Annotated in this window: 16 protein-coding genes and 1 riboswitch; of the genes, 2 read left to right on the plus strand and 14 right to left on the minus strand. The window is 68.3% G+C overall.

Going from position 1 to position 15,007, the window contains the following annotated elements:
- Positions 1–31 precede the first annotated feature (31 nt).
- From trpC to hisI, 5 genes are all read right to left on the minus strand, one after another.
- Positions 32–850 (minus strand): indole-3-glycerol phosphate synthase TrpC, encoded by an 819-nt coding sequence (gene trpC / locus IWX75_RS14145; protein ID WP_196822884.1) that lies wholly within the window; start codon positions 848–850, stop codon positions 32–34.
- A complete protein-coding gene (locus IWX75_RS14150; RefSeq protein ID WP_442858987.1) occupies positions 851–1,153 on the minus strand; it encodes an HGxxPAAW family protein in 303 nt (100 codons plus the stop codon).
- A gap of 103 nt (positions 1,154–1,256) precedes the next feature.
- Complete coding sequence (locus IWX75_RS14155) at positions 1,257–1,865, minus strand: Trp biosynthesis-associated membrane protein (RefSeq protein ID WP_196822885.1); 609 nt, start codon at positions 1,863–1,865, stop codon at positions 1,257–1,259.
- Positions 1,855–3,432: an anthranilate synthase component I gene (locus IWX75_RS14160; RefSeq protein ID WP_196822886.1), complete on the minus strand. Its 1,578-nt coding sequence runs from the start codon at positions 3,430–3,432 to the stop codon at positions 1,855–1,857. Before IWX75_RS14160 ends, IWX75_RS14155 begins: the two co-directional genes overlap by 11 nt.
- A gap of 4 nt (positions 3,433–3,436) precedes the next feature.
- On the minus strand, positions 3,437–3,967 hold the full coding sequence (hisI, locus tag IWX75_RS14165; protein ID WP_334684355.1) for a phosphoribosyl-AMP cyclohydrolase: 531 nt from the start codon (positions 3,965–3,967) through the stop codon (positions 3,437–3,439).
- A gap of 74 nt (positions 3,968–4,041) precedes the next feature.
- Between hisI and IWX75_RS14170 the strand changes: the two genes are divergently transcribed.
- Positions 4,042–4,686: a TIGR03085 family metal-binding protein gene (locus IWX75_RS14170; RefSeq protein WP_196822924.1), complete on the plus strand. Its 645-nt coding sequence runs from the start codon at positions 4,042–4,044 to the stop codon at positions 4,684–4,686.
- Positions 4,687–4,722: 36 nt separating this feature from the next.
- Here the strand turns inward: IWX75_RS14170 and hisF are convergent, their stop codons facing one another.
- The 8 genes from hisF to aspS all read right to left on the minus strand — a co-directional run bounded on the left by hisF (position 4,723) and on the right by aspS (position 12,131).
- Positions 4,723–5,493: an imidazole glycerol phosphate synthase subunit HisF gene (gene hisF / locus IWX75_RS14175; protein WP_196822887.1), complete on the minus strand. Its 771-nt coding sequence runs from the start codon at positions 5,491–5,493 to the stop codon at positions 4,723–4,725.
- A 10-nt stretch (positions 5,494–5,503) separates the two neighbouring features.
- Positions 5,504–6,349 (minus strand): ATP phosphoribosyltransferase, encoded by an 846-nt coding sequence (hisG, locus tag IWX75_RS14180; protein WP_196822888.1) that lies wholly within the window; start codon positions 6,347–6,349, stop codon positions 5,504–5,506.
- A gap of 104 nt (positions 6,350–6,453) precedes the next feature.
- Positions 6,454–6,717 (minus strand): phosphoribosyl-ATP diphosphatase, encoded by a 264-nt coding sequence (locus tag IWX75_RS14185; RefSeq protein WP_196822925.1) that lies wholly within the window; start codon positions 6,715–6,717, stop codon positions 6,454–6,456.
- Between the two features lie 80 nt (positions 6,718–6,797).
- Positions 6,798–7,295, minus strand: a complete 498-nt coding sequence (gene ribH, locus IWX75_RS14190) for a 6,7-dimethyl-8-ribityllumazine synthase (RefSeq protein ID WP_196822889.1) — start codon at positions 7,293–7,295, stop codon at positions 6,798–6,800.
- Entirely contained in the window at positions 7,292–8,023 is a 732-nt protein-coding gene (gene ribB / locus IWX75_RS14195) for a 3,4-dihydroxy-2-butanone-4-phosphate synthase (protein WP_196822890.1), read from the minus strand. The genes ribH and ribB overlap by 4 nt, the downstream gene beginning before the upstream one ends.
- Positions 8,020–8,712 (minus strand): riboflavin synthase, encoded by a 693-nt coding sequence (locus IWX75_RS14200; RefSeq protein ID WP_196822891.1) that lies wholly within the window; start codon positions 8,710–8,712, stop codon positions 8,020–8,022. Before IWX75_RS14200 ends, ribB begins: the two co-directional genes overlap by 4 nt.
- A complete protein-coding gene (gene ribD, locus IWX75_RS14205; protein WP_196822892.1) occupies positions 8,697–9,836 on the minus strand; it encodes a bifunctional diaminohydroxyphosphoribosylaminopyrimidine deaminase/5-amino-6-(5-phosphoribosylamino)uracil reductase RibD in 1,140 nt (379 codons plus the stop codon). Before ribD ends, IWX75_RS14200 begins: the two co-directional genes overlap by 16 nt.
- 165 nt (positions 9,837–10,001) lie before the next feature.
- Positions 10,002–10,145: riboswitch (FMN riboswitch) on the minus strand.
- Between the two features lie 144 nt (positions 10,146–10,289).
- Positions 10,290–12,131 carry an aspartate--tRNA ligase gene (aspS, locus tag IWX75_RS14210; RefSeq protein ID WP_196822893.1) on the minus strand — a complete coding sequence of 614 codons (1,842 nt, stop codon included), beginning with the start codon at positions 12,129–12,131 and terminating at the stop codon, positions 10,290–10,292.
- A 159-nt stretch (positions 12,132–12,290) separates the two neighbouring features.
- On the opposite strand from aspS, the gene IWX75_RS14215 reads away from it, so the two are divergent.
- Entirely contained in the window at positions 12,291–13,565 is a 1,275-nt protein-coding gene (locus IWX75_RS14215) for an APC family permease (RefSeq protein ID WP_196822894.1), read from the plus strand.
- Positions 13,566–13,574: 9 nt separating this feature from the next.
- Here IWX75_RS14215 and hisS read toward each other — a convergent pair whose 3' ends face one another.
- Entirely contained in the window at positions 13,575–14,918 is a 1,344-nt protein-coding gene (gene hisS / locus IWX75_RS14220) for a histidine--tRNA ligase (RefSeq protein ID WP_196822895.1), read from the minus strand.
- Between the last annotated feature and the right edge of the window lie 89 nt (positions 14,919–15,007).

A 15,007-nucleotide genomic window follows, 5' to 3' on the forward strand; every position in this document is an offset into this window, starting at 1 on the left:
TATGGAACTCGGGTTCACTCCTCGAAGAGCGTCAGTGCTGGTGCACGCCGCGCCAGGCGCGCCTGCCGGCGGCACGAAAGGCGCCGATGGTGGACTCCGGGTCGTCGTGCCGCACGAGCGCTTCTCCGACCAGGACGGCGTTGGCGCCCAGTGCGGCGAACTGCTCGACGTCGGCGACGTCCCGTACGCCTGATTCGGCGATTGCCACGGAGCCCTCGGGGATCCGTCCGGCGAGCTCCGCGAAGACCGAACGGTCGATGTCGAGGGTCTTGAGGTTGCGGACGTTGACGCCGATCAGCCGTGCGTGGACCGCAGCTGCCCGGTCCACTTCTTCGGCGGTGTGGGTTTCGACCAGCGCGTTCATGCCGAGTTCGTGGGTCAGTCCGAGGAAGTGCTCGAGCTGGGCGTCGCCGAGGGCGGCGACGATGAGCAGCACGAGATCAGCCCCATGGGCCCGGGCTTCCCAGATCTGGTAATCAGTGACGGTGAAGTCCTTGCGCAGCACCGGAATGTCCACCCGCGCGCGGACGGCGTCGAGATCGGCGAGGGATCCCCTGAACCGCCGCTGCTCGGTGAGGACGCTGACCACTGCGGCCCCGCCGGACTCGTAGCGCGCCGCAAGTGCCGCCGGGTCGGTGATGCTCGCGAGGCTGCCCTTGGACGGGCTGCTCCGCTTGACCTCTGCAATGACCTCGAGCCCGCCGGGTCCGTTGCCCTTGAGGGCGGAGTAGGCGTCGAGCGCCGCGGGCCGGGCCAGCGCGTTCGACCGGAGCCGGGGAAGCGGAAGTGCGGACTCCCTGGCGGCGAGATCCTCACGGACGCCGACGATGATGTCGTCGAGGACACTCACCTAGTGCTCTTTTTTGAGCTTCGAGCCGCCCACGCCGTACCCGATCCGGCGGAGGACGAATCCAACGAGCAGGCCGATGAACATGATGCCGATTCCGAGCCAGAACAGCAGGGTGCCGAGGCCGTGATTGCCCTCGGTGCTCGCCAGGATGTAGGCGAAGGAGGAGATCGCCGCACCGACGAGCATGATCAGCACGCAGGTCCATGCCGCTGGGCTGTTGCCGTGGCCGATCGTCTCATCGCCCATCTGCGCGTGGCTCGTGGGGGAGTTCCGATTCGTCGCTTCGCTGGTTTCAGCTGCCATGGTGTTTCTCCTTCATCCGTGTCTGCCTATATTCTGCCACTGTTGGCGGCCTCCCACTGAACTGCGGGAAGCGCTGTCGACCCTGCGCGGGTCCTCACTACGCCTAGCGCGTGGGGTCCTCGCCGTGCGTCAGCCGGTCCCAGCTGTCGATCTCCCCGGCATGCGCCGTCCCCGGCGCCGGGGCTGCACCCTGCGGATTCTTCTCGTACCGCCTGGTCTTGCCCCAGGACCGTCCGGCGATGATCAGCCAGACTGCTGCGGCGGAGAGGAGAAGGCCGGCTCCCGCAGCAACCCAGGGCAGTGCGGTGGTGGTGACGGTAGCACCCGCTCCCCCGCTGATTCCGATCGCCTCGCCGATCGACGGCGCAGCGGCCGCTGTGGGATCGCCAGTCACCTGGAGGCTGACGAAGGCGATCCCGACACCGGCCACCAGGAGGATGACCGCCACCACCCAGCGAGCGATGCGTCCCGCGATGGACACCGCGAACGCCCCGGCGAGGGATACGAGTGCGAAAGCGGTGACAGGGGTTGCGGCGTCACTGCCTGCGACGTTGAGGTCGGGTGTCTGCACGGCATCCTGTGGCAGGCTGACCGTGAGCCAGGTCTGGGTCGTGGTGCCGAACGCGAGGAGGGCCATCAGCACGATCGCCATCACGACGGTTCCGCGGCGCTTGAGCCGCACCGCCCGCTCTGCGCCCGGCTCAGCGGCCATGGGAGGTCTCCCCCGGAACCAGGAGCGGGGCGGCCGGGCGAAGGCCCGACGCCGTCAACGCCGCCCGGAGTGGCGCGGCCGCCTTGTTGACGGTCTCGAGCGCTTCGGATTCCAGGACCGAGTCGGCGACGATTCCTCCGCCGGCCTGTACATAGGCAGTACCGTCCCGCAGCAGGGCGGAGCGGATGGCGATCGCCATGTCCATGTCGCCCGCGAAGTCGAGGTAGCCCACCACGCCGCCGTAGATGCCGCGCCGGTGCGGTTCAAGCTCATCGATCAGCCGGAGCGCCCGGGGTTTGGGCGCTCCGGATAGGGTGCCGGCAGGGAAGGTGGCGGCAAGGACGTCGTAGGCGGATCTGCGCGGGGACAAACGCCCGACGACGGTGGAGACAAGGTGCATGATGTGGCTGAACCGCTCCACCTCCATGAACTGCGTGACGTCGACGCTTCCCGGAACGCACACTTTCGAGAGATCATTGCGGGCCAGATCCACGAGCATGAGGTGCTCGGCCTTTTCCTTCTCGTCGGCCCGCAGCTCGTCGGCGAGTGCCCGGTCCTCGTCGGTGGTCCTGCCGCGCGGTCGTGAACCTGCGATGGGGTGCGTGATGACCTCGTCCCCCGTGACGGTCACCAGCGCCTCGGGCGAGGAACCCACGATCGAGTAGGCCCGGCCGTCGGCGTCCTCGAGGCTGAAGAGATACATGTAGGGGCTGGGGTTCGTGGTCCGTAGAACGCGGTACACGTCGAGCGCCGATGCCTCGCAGTCGAGCTCGAACCGCCGCGAGATCACCACCTGGAAGACGTCGCCGTCTACGATCGCCTGCTTGCCGCGCTCGATCGCCGCAAGGTATTTCGACCGGTCCCAGCTCTCCCGGACGCCACCCAGCAGTTCATCGACGCTGCGCGCGCCGGGGTCCATCACCGACACGGGAAGGTCCGCCGGCTCCGCGAGTCTGGCGAGCAGCGCGTCCACACGGGCCACGGCGTCGTGCCATGCCTCGTCGACGCGGTCATCCGAGCCGTCGAAGTTGATCGCGTTCGCGACGAGGGTGAGAGAGCCTTCGGAGTTGTCGTGGATGGCCATGTCCGCAACGAGGCACATCGCCAGCTCGGGAAGGTGCAGATCGTCCTCGGGCGGGCTGGTGAGCCGCTCCCAATGGCGCACCGCTTCCCAGCCCACGAACCCGACCAGCCCGGAGGTGAAGGGTGGCAAGCTGTCGAACCGTTCGGTCCGGAGCGCCTCGACGGTGAGCCGTACCGCTTCGACGGGGTCGCCCGAGACGGGGACGCCGGACGGTGGCTTGCCGAGCCAGTGCGCTTCGCCGCTGCGCGTGGTCAGGGTGGCGCGTGAAGTCACGCCGATGAACGAATAGCGCGACCACACGCCGCCCACGGCCGCCGATTCCATGAGGAACGTGCCGGGTTGGCCGTCCGCCAGTTTGCGGTAGATCCCGATCGGCGTATGCGCATCGGCCAGGACCTTGAGGTGGACGGGGACGACCCGATGGGTCCGAGCGAGTTCGCGGAACTCCTCGAGGGTGGGACTGAGCGTTCCCAGGTGCTGCATCGCCTCAGTTCCCTTCGGTGGGTTCGATGGTGCCGGCGGAGCTGGGCGTCATGGTTCCTGCGGAGCTGGTCCCGATCACCGCTTCGATGTCGCGCCCGTCGAAGCAGGTGCGGGTGCCGGTATGGCAGGCCGCCCCTTCCTGGTCCACGGTGACCAGGAGCGCGTCGCCGTCGCAGTCGAGCGCGACGCCCCTGACCCACTGCCGGTGACCTGAGGTGTCCCCCTTGCGCCAGTATTCGCCGCGGGACCGGGAGTAGAACGTGACCCGGCCGGTGGTCAGGGTGCGCCTCAGCGCTTCGTCGTCCATCCACCCGACCATGAGCACCTCGCGGGAGTCGTGCTGCTGGACGACCGCGGCCACGAGGCCTGCGTCGTTGCGTTTGAGCGCTGCGCTGACGCCGGGATCGAGTTCGGGTCCCCCTGCCGGATCCCGCGCCGAATTGTGCCCGGCGGCCGGACCGGACTCGGCGCCGGTGGCCGGTTCCAGAGGTGTGGCGAGTGTGGTTCGGGGGGAAGCGTTGAGGGAAGGCATCATTTCCAATTCTAGTGCTCACGCGATACACCCGTGCACCGCCCACATACTCGGCGTTCATGCTACTTTCAGCTGTGATGCGCTATGTGATTCCGTCCCGCGATGTCCTTGCCGAAACGCTGCTGGCTGCCGGCCCTTCCGCCCCGACGCTGTGCGAGGGGTGGGAAACCAAGGAGCTCGCGGCACATCTCTATCTGCGTGAGCACCGACCTGCGGCGAGCCTCGGCATCGTCCTGAAGCCATTCGCCGGCGCGACTGAAAAAGCCACGCGGAAAACTGCGGCGAAGGCGTCCACCCCCGAGGGCTACCGCCGGCTGGTAAGAAAGTTCCGCGCGGGACCGCCGCCTTTTTCCCCCCTGCGGATCGAGTCGGTGGACAGGAGTGCGAACCTCATAGAATACCTCGTCCACACGGAGGATGTCCGGCGCGCCGGGACGAGGTGGGCACCGAGGGCCCTCGACCAGGAGTACTCGGACGCACTGTGGGGTGAACTGATCAAACGCGCGGCGCTCCTGTACCGGGGAGTCGACCTGGGGATCGTGCTGGTGCGGCCCGACGGGCCGAGGCATGTGGCCAAGCGCGCACACGTGTCCGTGGCCATCGTGGGAGAGCCGGCCGAACTGCTCATGCATGCGCACGGCCGGCGCGCCCACTCACTCGTCACCTTCGAGGGCCAGCCCGACGCCGTCGCACTCCTCGACAGCGCCGATATCGGGCCCTAGCGGCCCCAGGCCGCACCCCGGGGGGCGGCGCGGTGTTCAGCGGACCGGGAAGCCCGCGTCCCGGATTGCCGCCTTGACCTGCGCGATGGCGTCCACGGGTCCGAAGTGGAAGACCGATGCCGCGAGCACCGCATCCGCGCCGGCCGCGACGGCCGGGGGAAAGTGCTCGGGCGCTCCCGCTCCGCCTGAGGCGATCAGGGGAACCGTGACGGCTGCCCGGACAGCGCGGATGAGCTCGAGGTCGAACCCGTTCTTCGTCCCGTCGGCATCGATCGAGTTGAGGAGGATCTCGCCCACTCCGCGGTCGGCGGCCTCACGGGCCCACTCGATGGCGTCGATCCCGGTGCCCTTGCGGCCGCCGTAGGTAGTCACTTCGAAGCCGGACCGCGTGGGGGCATCCCGGGTGCGCCGCGCGTCGAGCGAGAGAACCAGCACCTGGGCGCCGAAGTGCGCGGCGATCTCGTCGATGATCGCGGGTCGTGAGACCGCCGCCGTGTTGATGGACGCCTTGTCGGCGCCGAAGCGCAGCAGGCGGTCGACGTCGGAGATCTCCCGCACGCCGCCGCCCACGGTGAGGGGGATGAAGACCTCCTCGGCGGTGCGGGCCACCACCTCGAGGGTCGTCGCCCGGTTACCGGAGGACGCGGTGACGTCGAGGAACGTCAGCTCGTCGGCGCCCGCGCGGTCGTAGCGGTGGGCGAGCTCCACCGGATCGCCGGCATCGCGGAGGTCCTCGAAGTTCACCCCCTTGACCACCCGGCCCGCATCGACGTCCAGGCACGGAATCACCCTTACTGCAACACTCATGGAACCGCTCCTAGATCCTGCAGGCGTGGATGGTGCTCACGAGGATGGCCCGTGCACCCAGCTCATACAACTCGTCCATCACCCGGTTGGTCTCGCTGCGCCGGACCATCGAGCGCACCGCCACCCACTCGGAGTCCCTCAGGGGCGAGACCGTGGGGGATTCGAGGCCGGGGGTCAGCGCAGCTGCGTCGTCGACCAGGTCCTTGCGGATGTCGTAGTCCATCAGCACGTACTGTCGCGCAACGAGCACGCCCTGGAGCCGGCGGGTCAGGACGTCCAGGCCCGCGGGCGGCTCCGCACCGGCCCGGCCGATCAGGACGGCTTCACTGCGGAGGATGGGCTCACCGAAGATCTCCATGCCCGCGGCCTTCAGCGTGCTTCCGGTCTCGACGACGTCAGCGATGGCGTCAGCCACCCCGAGCCGTACCGAGGATTCGACGGCGCCGTCGAGCCGGACCACCGCGGCGCGGATGCCGCGCTCCCCGAGGTAGTCGTTGAGGAGGCCCTCGTAACTGGTGGCGAGCCGCTTGCCCTCCAGCTCGGTCGCCGCCGAGAAATGGCCGACGGGCCCAGCGAACCGGAAGGTCGACGCTCCGAAACCGAGCTGGAGGAGCTCCTCGGCCTGCACCTGGGCGTCGAGGAACAGGTCGCGGCCGGTGATGCCGACGTCGAGCGTTCCCGAGCCCACGTACACCGCGATGTCGCGCGGTCGCAGGAAGAAGAACTCGATGTCGTTCTCGGCATCCACCATCACCAGCTCACGGGTGTCACGGCGTTGCCGGTAACCCGCTTCGGCGAGCATGGCGGAGGCTGCCTCGGAAAGGGCGCCCTTGTTGGGGACTGCTACACGGAGCATGGGGAAACTTTCGGTGGGATTGAACTTCGCTGGGATCGAACTTCGCTGGAACTGAACACGGGAGGGCAACGGCCGCATCGCGGAGGAATCCGCTCGGGATGCGGCTAGAGATGCTTGTAGACGTCCTGGAGCGAAAGTCCCTTGGCGAGCATCAGCACCTGCAGGTGGTACAGGAGCTGGGAGATCTCCTCCGCCGTCTCGTCGTTCGATTCGTATTCGGCGGCCATCCACACCTCAGCTGCTTCCTCGACCACCTTCTTGCCGATCCCGTGCACGCCGGAATCGAGTTCGGCCACCGTACGGGAGCCCGAAGGGCGCGTAGCTGCCTTATCGCTCAGTTCCTCGAAGAGGGAATCAAAGGTCTTCACAGTGCCAACGTTACTGGTTCCCTGCGGTTCCTCCCGCCCCGCGTCCTGCGGTGTGACGTACTTCTCCGTGCCGGGACCCATCATCTGGACGGCCATTTCCGGAGGATTGCGGCCGTGGCCAGCGCCGCGCTGACGGCCTCGTGCCCCTTGTCCTCGCTCGAGCCGGGCAGTCCGGCGCGGTCAAGGGCCTGCTGCTCGTTGTCACAGGTGAGGACGCCGAAACCGACCGGCACTCCCGTGCGCACACTGACGTCGGTGAGGCCAGACGTCGCCGCCTGGCAGACGTAGTCGAAGTGCGGCGTCCCGCCGCGGATCACGACGCCGAGTGCGACGACGGCGTCGAAGTGCGCTGCGAGACGCGCGGCGGCGACCGGCAGCTCGAAGCTTCCGGGGACCCTCACCTCGGTGGTCTCGACGCCCGCCTCGACTGCAGCCCGGCGCGCGCCGTCGAGCAGCCCGTCCATGATCTCGGTGTGCCAGCTTGCGGCAATCACGGCAAGCCGCAGCGGCTTGCCCTCCCCTGCCGCGTCCTGGTTGATTCCGCTGATGTCGATGACGGGTGCGCCGTGGCCGCTCATGGAGTGCTCCTGGTGGTTGATGGTCGGAGGTCGGAAAGGTGAAGGATGAGGTCCTCGATCGAGATCAGCGCCAGCGCGTGCTCGTCCGCGAACTGCCGCAGCGCCGGCAACCGCATCATGGTTCCGTCGTCGTGCACGAGCTCGGCGATCACTGCCGCCGGCTCCATCCCGGCGAGCCGGCACAGCTCGACGCCGGCCTCGGTGTGCCCCGGCCGCTCGAGGACGCCGCCCGCCGCGGCGCGGAGCGGAAACATGTGCCCGGGCCTCGTGAGGTCTGTCGGTGAGCTGTCCGGGGAGGCGAGGATCCGTGCAGTGAGTGCCCGGTCCGCCGCGCTGATTCCGGTGCTGACGCCGGTCGCTGCGTCACAGGAGACCGTGTACGCAGTGCCCTTCGAATCCTCGTTGACCGCCGTCATCGGCGGCAACCGGAGGCGGTCGGCGGCGGCGCCTTCGAGCGGAACGCACAGCACCCCCGAGGTATGACGGACCGTCCAGCCGACCAGGGCGGGCGTTGCGGACTGGGCGGCGAAGATGATGTCCCCCTCGTTCTCCCGGTCCGCGTCATCCACGACGACGACGGCCCGCCCCGCGGCGATGGCCTCGACGGCGAGCTGCACCGGGTCGAGAACGACGGCCTGCACCCCTGTGCCCGCAGCTGCGGAGGTGGTGGCCGGTACGGCAGCTGCCGAGCCCACCGTCGTCGGTCCTTCAGCGTGTGCGGCGATCATGCGTGCACCGCCGAGCCGCCAGCGGTGCCGGACGAAGTGTCGGCGCCCATGCTGCGCCCACCGGCGGCTCCGCTTACCGCGGCGAACCCCAGGAGACGCTCCGCGTACTTCGCGAGCACATCCATCTCGAGATTGACCTGCCCGCCGATGGCCTTGCTGCCCAGACCGGTGGCTTCGAGGGTCGTGGGAATCAGCCCTACCTCGAACCAGGCCTCATCGGCCGGCGGCGGGCTCACCGCCGTCACGGTCAGCGAGACGCCGTCGATGGCGATGGATCCCTTCTCCGCTGCATACCGGGCGAGGTCGAGCGGCAGGGAGAAACGCAGTCGGTGCCACGCACCGAGGTCCTCCCGCTCCACCAGCGTGCCCAGTCCGTCCACGTGGCCCTGCACCACGTGCCCGTCGAGCCGCCCACCGGCCTGGACGCACCGCTCGAGGTTCACCGCTGCGCCAGGTAGCAGCGTGCCGGTGGTGGTTCGCCGCAGGGTCTCCCCCATGACGTCCACCGCGACCCGTCCGCCGTCGAGCTTGACCGCCGTCAGGCACACTCCGTTGACGGCGATCGACCCGCCGGGCGTGAGGTCGGCACCGCTGACCGGGGCGTCGAACACCAGCACGGCGCTCTCCTGGTCCGCGGCAACGTCGAGGGACACGACGCTTCCCTGTTCGGACACTATTCCTGTGAACATGGTGGCTCCTGGTCTCGTGGCGCTGACGGCGTCGGCGGGGTTTGCGTTGCTGGCTGGGTGGATACGGCAGGTGGTTCGGGTGCGTCGGCGGTGTCGTCGGGACGGAGGTGAAGCCGAAGATCGGCTCCCAGTTGCTGAACGGCGGCGCCACCGTCCGGGTCGAGCCGCCACCGGCTTGCTGCAGCAAGGGTGGAGATTCCCAGGGGCGGGATCAGGGGCTTGCCGTCGCCGAGGATGATCGGCGCCACGTAGCTGAAGATCTCATCCACCACCCCTGCCCGAAGGAAGGCACCTGCGATGGTGGGGCCGCCCTCCACCATCAGGTGCCGGACGCCGGCCTGCATCAGCTGATCGAGGGCGGCAGCGACGTCCCGCGTGGCCAGATGGAGGAAGCCAGGTCCCCGGACGGCGGCATCAGCCGCCGGTTGCCGTAGCCCCATCACCACCCGCAGGGGTTGGCGATCACTGCCTTCCGTGCGGGCCGTGAGTCGCGGATCGTCCGCGAGCACGGTGCCGGTACCCACCAGGACGGCGTCGGCCCGCGCCCGAATCGTGTGGCCGTCGGACCGTGCTTCAGGCCCGGTGATCCACTGGCTGGTACCGTCCGGTGCCGCCACCCTGCCGTCGAGCGTTCCGGCGGTCTTGAGGGTGACGAACGGCCTGCCTTCGGCCATCGACCGGACCCACCGCGAATTCAGGCCGGCTGCGGTTTCCGCCAGCTTTCCGCCGACGCATTCGACACCGCGGGACCTGAGCCAGGCGGCTCCTCCCGCGGCCTCGGCGTTGGTATCCGTCGCGGCGTAGACCACACGGCGGATACCTGCTGCGGAAACCGCTTCGCAGCAGGGGCCGGTGCGCCCGGTGTGGCTGCAGGGTTCGAGGGTGACGACTATTGTTCCGCCGTCGACGTCATGGCCCCGGCTCCGTGCGTCCGTCAGGGCGACAGGCTCGGCGTGGGGCGTTCCTGCGCCGTTGTGCGCGCCCTCGCCGATCACGCTGCCGGACCGGTCCAGAACCACGGCCCCAACGAGCGGATTTGCGCCACGCACCCCGCTCGCGGCCAGTTCCAGCGCACGCAGCATTGCGCCGTGTTCGGAGATCTCACGCTCGGAGGATGAGATCATGCCTGCCCCTCGGGTTCCTGCAGAACTTCCATGTCGCTTCCTTTGCCGTTGAGCGGCTTCGGGGTGACGACAGCAGGAAGGGCCGTCCGGCGCCCGGCACAGGGCCGGGATCCGGGCTGCGATTCGCATCCCCTCGGGGATGCACGCGGCACGGAGGCCCTGCTGTTCGTGCTTCTCCCATCCAGACTTTAACTGTCGGTCCCGGAATTCCACCGGCTCAACCGATGGCTGCTGCGCGGAATGCGCGGCGGCCGTCGGGTCGCGGACTATAACCGCCGGTTCGGAATTACACCGACCCCGGAGCACGTACTTGGAAAGAGTATTTCATACTGCCCGAGGGCAGCGTCATAATTCTTCCGCAGGCGATCGGCAGGCAAGGATGAATCATCCGGTGGCGCGTCGTCGGCCTGGAGGGCCGACGAACGGCGCTCCGTGGATGGTGTGCGCCGCCGGTCAGGACGCGGACGTGTCTACGGCTACTGCCTCCTTGGGTGCGTCCTTGGGTGCGGGATCCTTCGGTGCCGCCTCCCTGGGCCTCGCATCCACTCCCGCTTCCTTGCGCTGCTGCGCAGTGATCGGCGCAGGAGCGGCGGTGAGCGGATCATAGCCGCCGCCGGACTTGGGGAACGCGATGACATCGCGGATGGAGTCGGTTCCTGCGAGCAGTGCGACGACGCGGTCCCAGCCGAGGGCAATTCCGCCGTGCGGGGGCGCGCCGTACTTGAAGCCTTCGAGGAGGAAGCCGAATTTCTCCTGCGCTTCCGCCTGTCCGAGGCCCATGACGGCGAACACCCGCTCCTGGACGTCCCGCTGGTGGATCCGGATGGAGCCTCCGCCCAGCTCGTTACCGTTGCAGACGATGTCGTAGGCGAACGCAATCGCGCTTTCCGGATCCTTGTCGAAGGTGTCCATGTACTCGGGCTTGGGTGAGGTGAACGCGTGGTGCACGGCGGTCCAGGCTCCCCCGCCCACGGCGACGTCGCCTGCGGCGACCGCTGCGGCTGCGGGTTCGAACATCGGCGCGTCGACAACCCACACGAAGGCCCAGTCACCGTCTTTGATCAGTCCGGTCCTCCGCCCGATCTCTCCGCGGGCTGCACCGAGGATTGCACGCGAAGGGGTTCTCTCACCGGCGGCGAAGAAGATGCAGTCACCGGGCTGGGCGCCGACAGCGGCGGCGATGCCCTCGCGTTCGGCGTCGTTCAGGTTCTTCGCCACCGGGCCGCGGAGGCTGCCGTCGTCGTCGATCAGGACGTAGGCGAGGCCCTTCGAGCCGCGCTGCTTTGCCCATTCCTGCCACGCATCGAGCTGGCGGCGCGGCTGGGACGCTCCACCCGGCATGACGACGGCACCAATGTAACCCGCGGCTACGCCGGCCTTGAAGACACCGAATCCGGTGTCCTTGAAAAATTCGGTGAGCTCCGTGAGCTCCAGTCCGAAGCGGAGATCCGGCTTGTCGGAGCCGTAGTTCGCCATGGCATCCGCGTAGGTCATGCGGCGGATGGGCAGGGGAATCTCGACGTCGATGAGCTTCCAGAGGGCGGCGACCAGCTGCTCGCCGAGCGCGATGATGTCGTCCTCCTCGACGAAGCTCGCCTCGATGTCGAGTTGCGTGAATTCAGGCTGGCGGTCCGCGCGGAAGTCCTCGTCGCGGTAGCAGCGCGCCAGCTGGTAGTACTTCTCGAACCCGCCCACCTGCAGCAGCTGCTTGAAGAGTTGCGGAGACTGCGGCAGCGCATACCAGGAACCCGGAGCCAGGCGCGCAGGAACCAGGAAATCCCGCGCTCCTTCGGGCGTGGAGCGGGTCAGCGTGGGCGTTTCGATCTCGACGAACCCGTCGCGGTGCAGGAGCTCGCGGGCCACGCGGCTGGCCTCGGACCTCAGCCGGAGGTTGGCCTGCGGTGCGGGGCGCCGGAGGTCGAGGTAGCGGTGCTTCAGGCGGGCTTCCTCCCCCACCTCGACGTGCTCGTCGATCTGGAACGGGAGGGGATCGGCAGTGTTGAGGATGATGACGTTCTCGGCGATCACCTCGACGCTGCCCGAGGCGAGTGCGGCGTTCTCGTTGCCCTCGGGGCGCTGCTGCACGGTTCCGGTGATCTGCAGGACGTACTCGTTGCGCAAGCCGTGGAAGACCTCTTCCTCGCGCACTACCACCTGGGCGATGCCCGAAGCGTCACGCAGGTCGAGGAAGGCAACGCCGCCATGATCACGACGCCGGGCAACCCATCCGGCCAGGGTTACTGTCTGTCCAATGTGCCCGGACCCCAAAGATCCGAGTTCATGCGTGCGCAGCACGGCATTCCTTCCCACAAAACGTGTCGCAGATAAGTGTTCACCTGCATAGTGTTAGATCGAGCCTGTCCGAGTTTACCGGTGATCATCCGGTGGCCGATCCAGGCGAAGAACCAGGCGAAGAACCAAGCGACGATCCGATGCTGAGCCAGGGAGAACTGAATGACCGACACTCCCCGACTGCGGCGGGCGATGGGCGGTTTCGATGCGACCACCGTCGGCGTCGGCTCCATGATTGGCGCCGGGGTTTTCGTGGTTCTTGCCCCTGCCGCTGCAGCGGCAGGCAGTTGGCTCCCCCTCGCCGTCGTCGTCGCCGGCTTCATCGCGTACTGCAACGCAGCCGCAACAGCAACACTCGCTACCGTGTATCCCTCCAGCGGCGGAACCTACGTCTACGGACGGCGGCAGCTGGGCCCGTGGGCGGGTTTCCTCGCGGGCTGGAGTTTTGTCACGGGGAAGCTGGCGTCGTGTGCCGCGATGGCCCTGACGTTCGGCCTGTACGCAGCGCCCGGCTTCGAGACTGCCGCTGCCATCGCCGCCGTGGTGGCCCTGACGAGCGTGAACCTCCTCGGTGTCACGCGGACCGCCCTTCTGACCCGTGCCATCGTGTCTGTGGTGGTGCCGGTGATCGCGTTCGTAGTGGTGGTCGCGTTCGCCTCTCCCGCACCAGGTGAGCCGTGGATGCCGGCTCCCAACGGTCCGGTAGGGGTGCTGCAGGCCGCCGCGCTGCTGTTCTTCGCCTTCGCCGGGTATGCGCGGATCGCCACCATGGGCGAGGAGGTGCGGAACCCGGGGCGGAACATTCCCGCGGCGATCCTCGGTGCCCTCGGGTTCACGCTGGTGCTCTACCTGCTACTGGCCGTCGCCCTTCTCTCCGCCCTCGGCCCCGGCCCCCTGGCCGACTCTCCGGCGCCGCTGCGCGATGTCTTCGACGCAGTGGCGGATCCCACCCGTCCATCGGCTGCCGACGGCGGTGCCATCCCCCGCACTGCAGTGACGGTCGCCGCCGCACTGGCGAGCCTCGGGGCGCTTCTCGCGCTGATCGCCGGGGTGGGCCGCACCACCCTGGCCATGGCGCGGGAGGGCGACCTGCCGCGGGTTCTGTCCCGTATCTCCGCGCGGTTCGGGGTCCCCTGGGCTGCTGACGTGCTCAGCGCCGTCGTGGTGGTGATCCTCCTGCTCACCACGGATGTGCTCACCGTGGTGGGCTTCTCGAGCTTCGGCGTGCTGCTCTACTACGCCATCGCGAATGCCGCGGCCCTCACCCTCCCCGAGCGTCAGTGGTACGCGCCGCGGTTCCTGAACGTCGTGGGAGCCGGAGGCTGCCTGGTCCTGGCGTTCACCCTTCCCCCGGTGTCGGTGCTCTCGATGCTCGCAGTGCTGGCGGCCGGGGTGCTGTGGCGGATGGTCGTGCTGCGGGTGCGGCGACGACCGTAGCTTGATGCGCTACCGCGCGGGCTCGGGGTTCCGCCCGACGACGGGACGGAGGTCGGCGGCAGGCGGCATCCACGAAGCCGGATCTGCTGCCACCTGCTCGCCGGATCGGATGTCCTTCACCTCATGGGTGCCATCGGCACCGGTGAACCAGACGAAGGGGATGCCCCGGCGGTCAGCGAACTTGATCTGCTTCCCGAACTTCTCCGCGCTTGCCGCCACCTCCACCGGAATGCCCCGGGTGCGCAGTGCCGAGGCAACGTCCTGCGCCTGCGACCACGCGCCGTCGTCGGCCAGTGCCACCAGGACCGCGGTGGGTACAGCGCGGCTCGCCGAGGCGAAGCCCTGGCTGAGCATGCGGGAGACGATCCTGGTGACCCCGATGGAGAGGCCGACGCCGGGGAAGGTCCGGTTACCCTTCGAGGCGAGACTGTCATAGCGGCCCCCGGAGCAGATGGACCCGAGGCTCTCGTGGCCGTTCAGCACTGTCTCATAGACGGTTCCGGTGTAGTAATCGAGCCCGCGCGCAATGCTGAGGTCCGCCACCACTCGGCCGGGCGCGCGGCGGGATGCCTCGCCGATGACCTGCTCAAGCTCCGTCAGGCCTTCCTCCAGGAGGTCGTTGGTGATCCCGAGGGCCCGCACACGCTCTACGAAGGAGGTGTCGGCGGTGCGTATCCCAGCGAGAGCCAGGGCCGCCTCGATCTGCGCATCGGAGGCGCCCAGCTCGACCCGCAGGAGCTGGCCCACCTTCTCGGCGCCGATCTTTTCGAGCTTGTCGATGCTGCGGAGCACCCCTGCCGAATCCTCGAGGCCGATCCCGCGGTAAAAACCCTCGGCGAGCTTGCGGTTGTTGACGCGCAGCGTGAAGTCCGGGAGGGGCAGGGCGCCGAGCGCCTCCACCACCACGAGGGCAAGTTCGACGTCGTACCGGAACGGTAGGGAACCGTCGCCCACGACGTCGATGTCGGCCTGCGTAAATTCTCGCGCCCGGCCCTCCTGTGGCCGCTCGCCGCGCCAGCACTTCTGGATCTGGTACCTGCGGAACGGAAAGGCGAGGTGGCCCGCGTTCTCGACCACGTAGCGCGCGAACGGCACAGTGAGGTCGTAGTGCAGGGCGAGGCCCCCTTCGGAGGGTGATGCTTCCTCGGCCTGGAGACGCGAGACGGCGTACACCTCCTTGTCGATGTCACCCTTCCGCAGCAGCTGCTCCACGGTCTCGACAGCCCTCGTCTCGATGCTCGAGAAGCCGTGAAGCTCGAAGACGCCACGAAGCGTGTCCAGCACGTGCAGTTCCACCAACCGTTCCTCGGGAAGCCATTCCGGGAAGCCGGACAATGAAGCCTTACGTGCCATGAATGGTCTCCTGTCGAGGAACTGGGGTGCGCGGCATTCATTTTAGGGTCTGAAACCCTGCGGGCGAAACGGAAGACCGGCGGGAAGAC

It is taken from the genome of Arthrobacter sp. CAN_A6 (genome assembly GCF_015751715.1).
GTDB lineage: Bacteria > Actinomycetota > Actinomycetes > Actinomycetales > Micrococcaceae > Arthrobacter_D.

Coding starts and splice junctions, on each gene's coding strand:
- hisI (WP_334684355.1), bottom strand. CDS start 3,967: ATGATGCCTTCCCTCAACGCTTCCCCCCGAACCACACTCGCCACACCT.
- IWX75_RS14200 (WP_196822891.1), bottom strand. CDS start 8,712: ATGTTCACAGGAATAGTGTCCGAACAGGGAAGCGTCGTGTCCCTCGAC.
- ribD (WP_196822892.1), bottom strand. CDS start 9,836: ATGATCTCATCCTCCGAGCGTGAGATCTCCGAACACGGCGCAATGCTG.
- ribB (WP_196822890.1), bottom strand. CDS start 8,023: ATGATCGCCGCACACGCTGAAGGACCGACGACGGTGGGCTCGGCAGCT.
- ribH (WP_196822889.1), bottom strand. CDS start 7,295: ATGAGCGGCCACGGCGCACCCGTCATCGACATCAGCGGAATCAACCAG.
- IWX75_RS14160 (WP_196822886.1), bottom strand. CDS start 3,432: ATGCAGCACCTGGGAACGCTCAGTCCCACCCTCGAGGAGTTCCGCGAA.
- IWX75_RS14150 (WP_442858987.1), bottom strand. CDS start 1,153: ATGGCAGCTGAAACCAGCGAAGCGACGAATCGGAACTCCCCCACGAGC.
- IWX75_RS14215 (WP_196822894.1), top strand. CDS start 12,291: ATGACCGACACTCCCCGACTGCGGCGGGCGATGGGCGGTTTCGATGCG.
- IWX75_RS14170 (WP_196822924.1), top strand. CDS start 4,042: ATGCGCTATGTGATTCCGTCCCGCGATGTCCTTGCCGAAACGCTGCTG.
- hisG (WP_196822888.1), bottom strand. CDS start 6,349: ATGCTCCGTGTAGCAGTCCCCAACAAGGGCGCCCTTTCCGAGGCAGCC.
- hisS (WP_196822895.1), bottom strand. CDS start 14,918: ATGGCACGTAAGGCTTCATTGTCCGGCTTCCCGGAATGGCTTCCCGAG.
- hisF (WP_196822887.1), bottom strand. CDS start 5,493: ATGAGTGTTGCAGTAAGGGTGATTCCGTGCCTGGACGTCGATGCGGGC.
- IWX75_RS14155 (WP_196822885.1), bottom strand. CDS start 1,865: ATGGCCGCTGAGCCGGGCGCAGAGCGGGCGGTGCGGCTCAAGCGCCGC.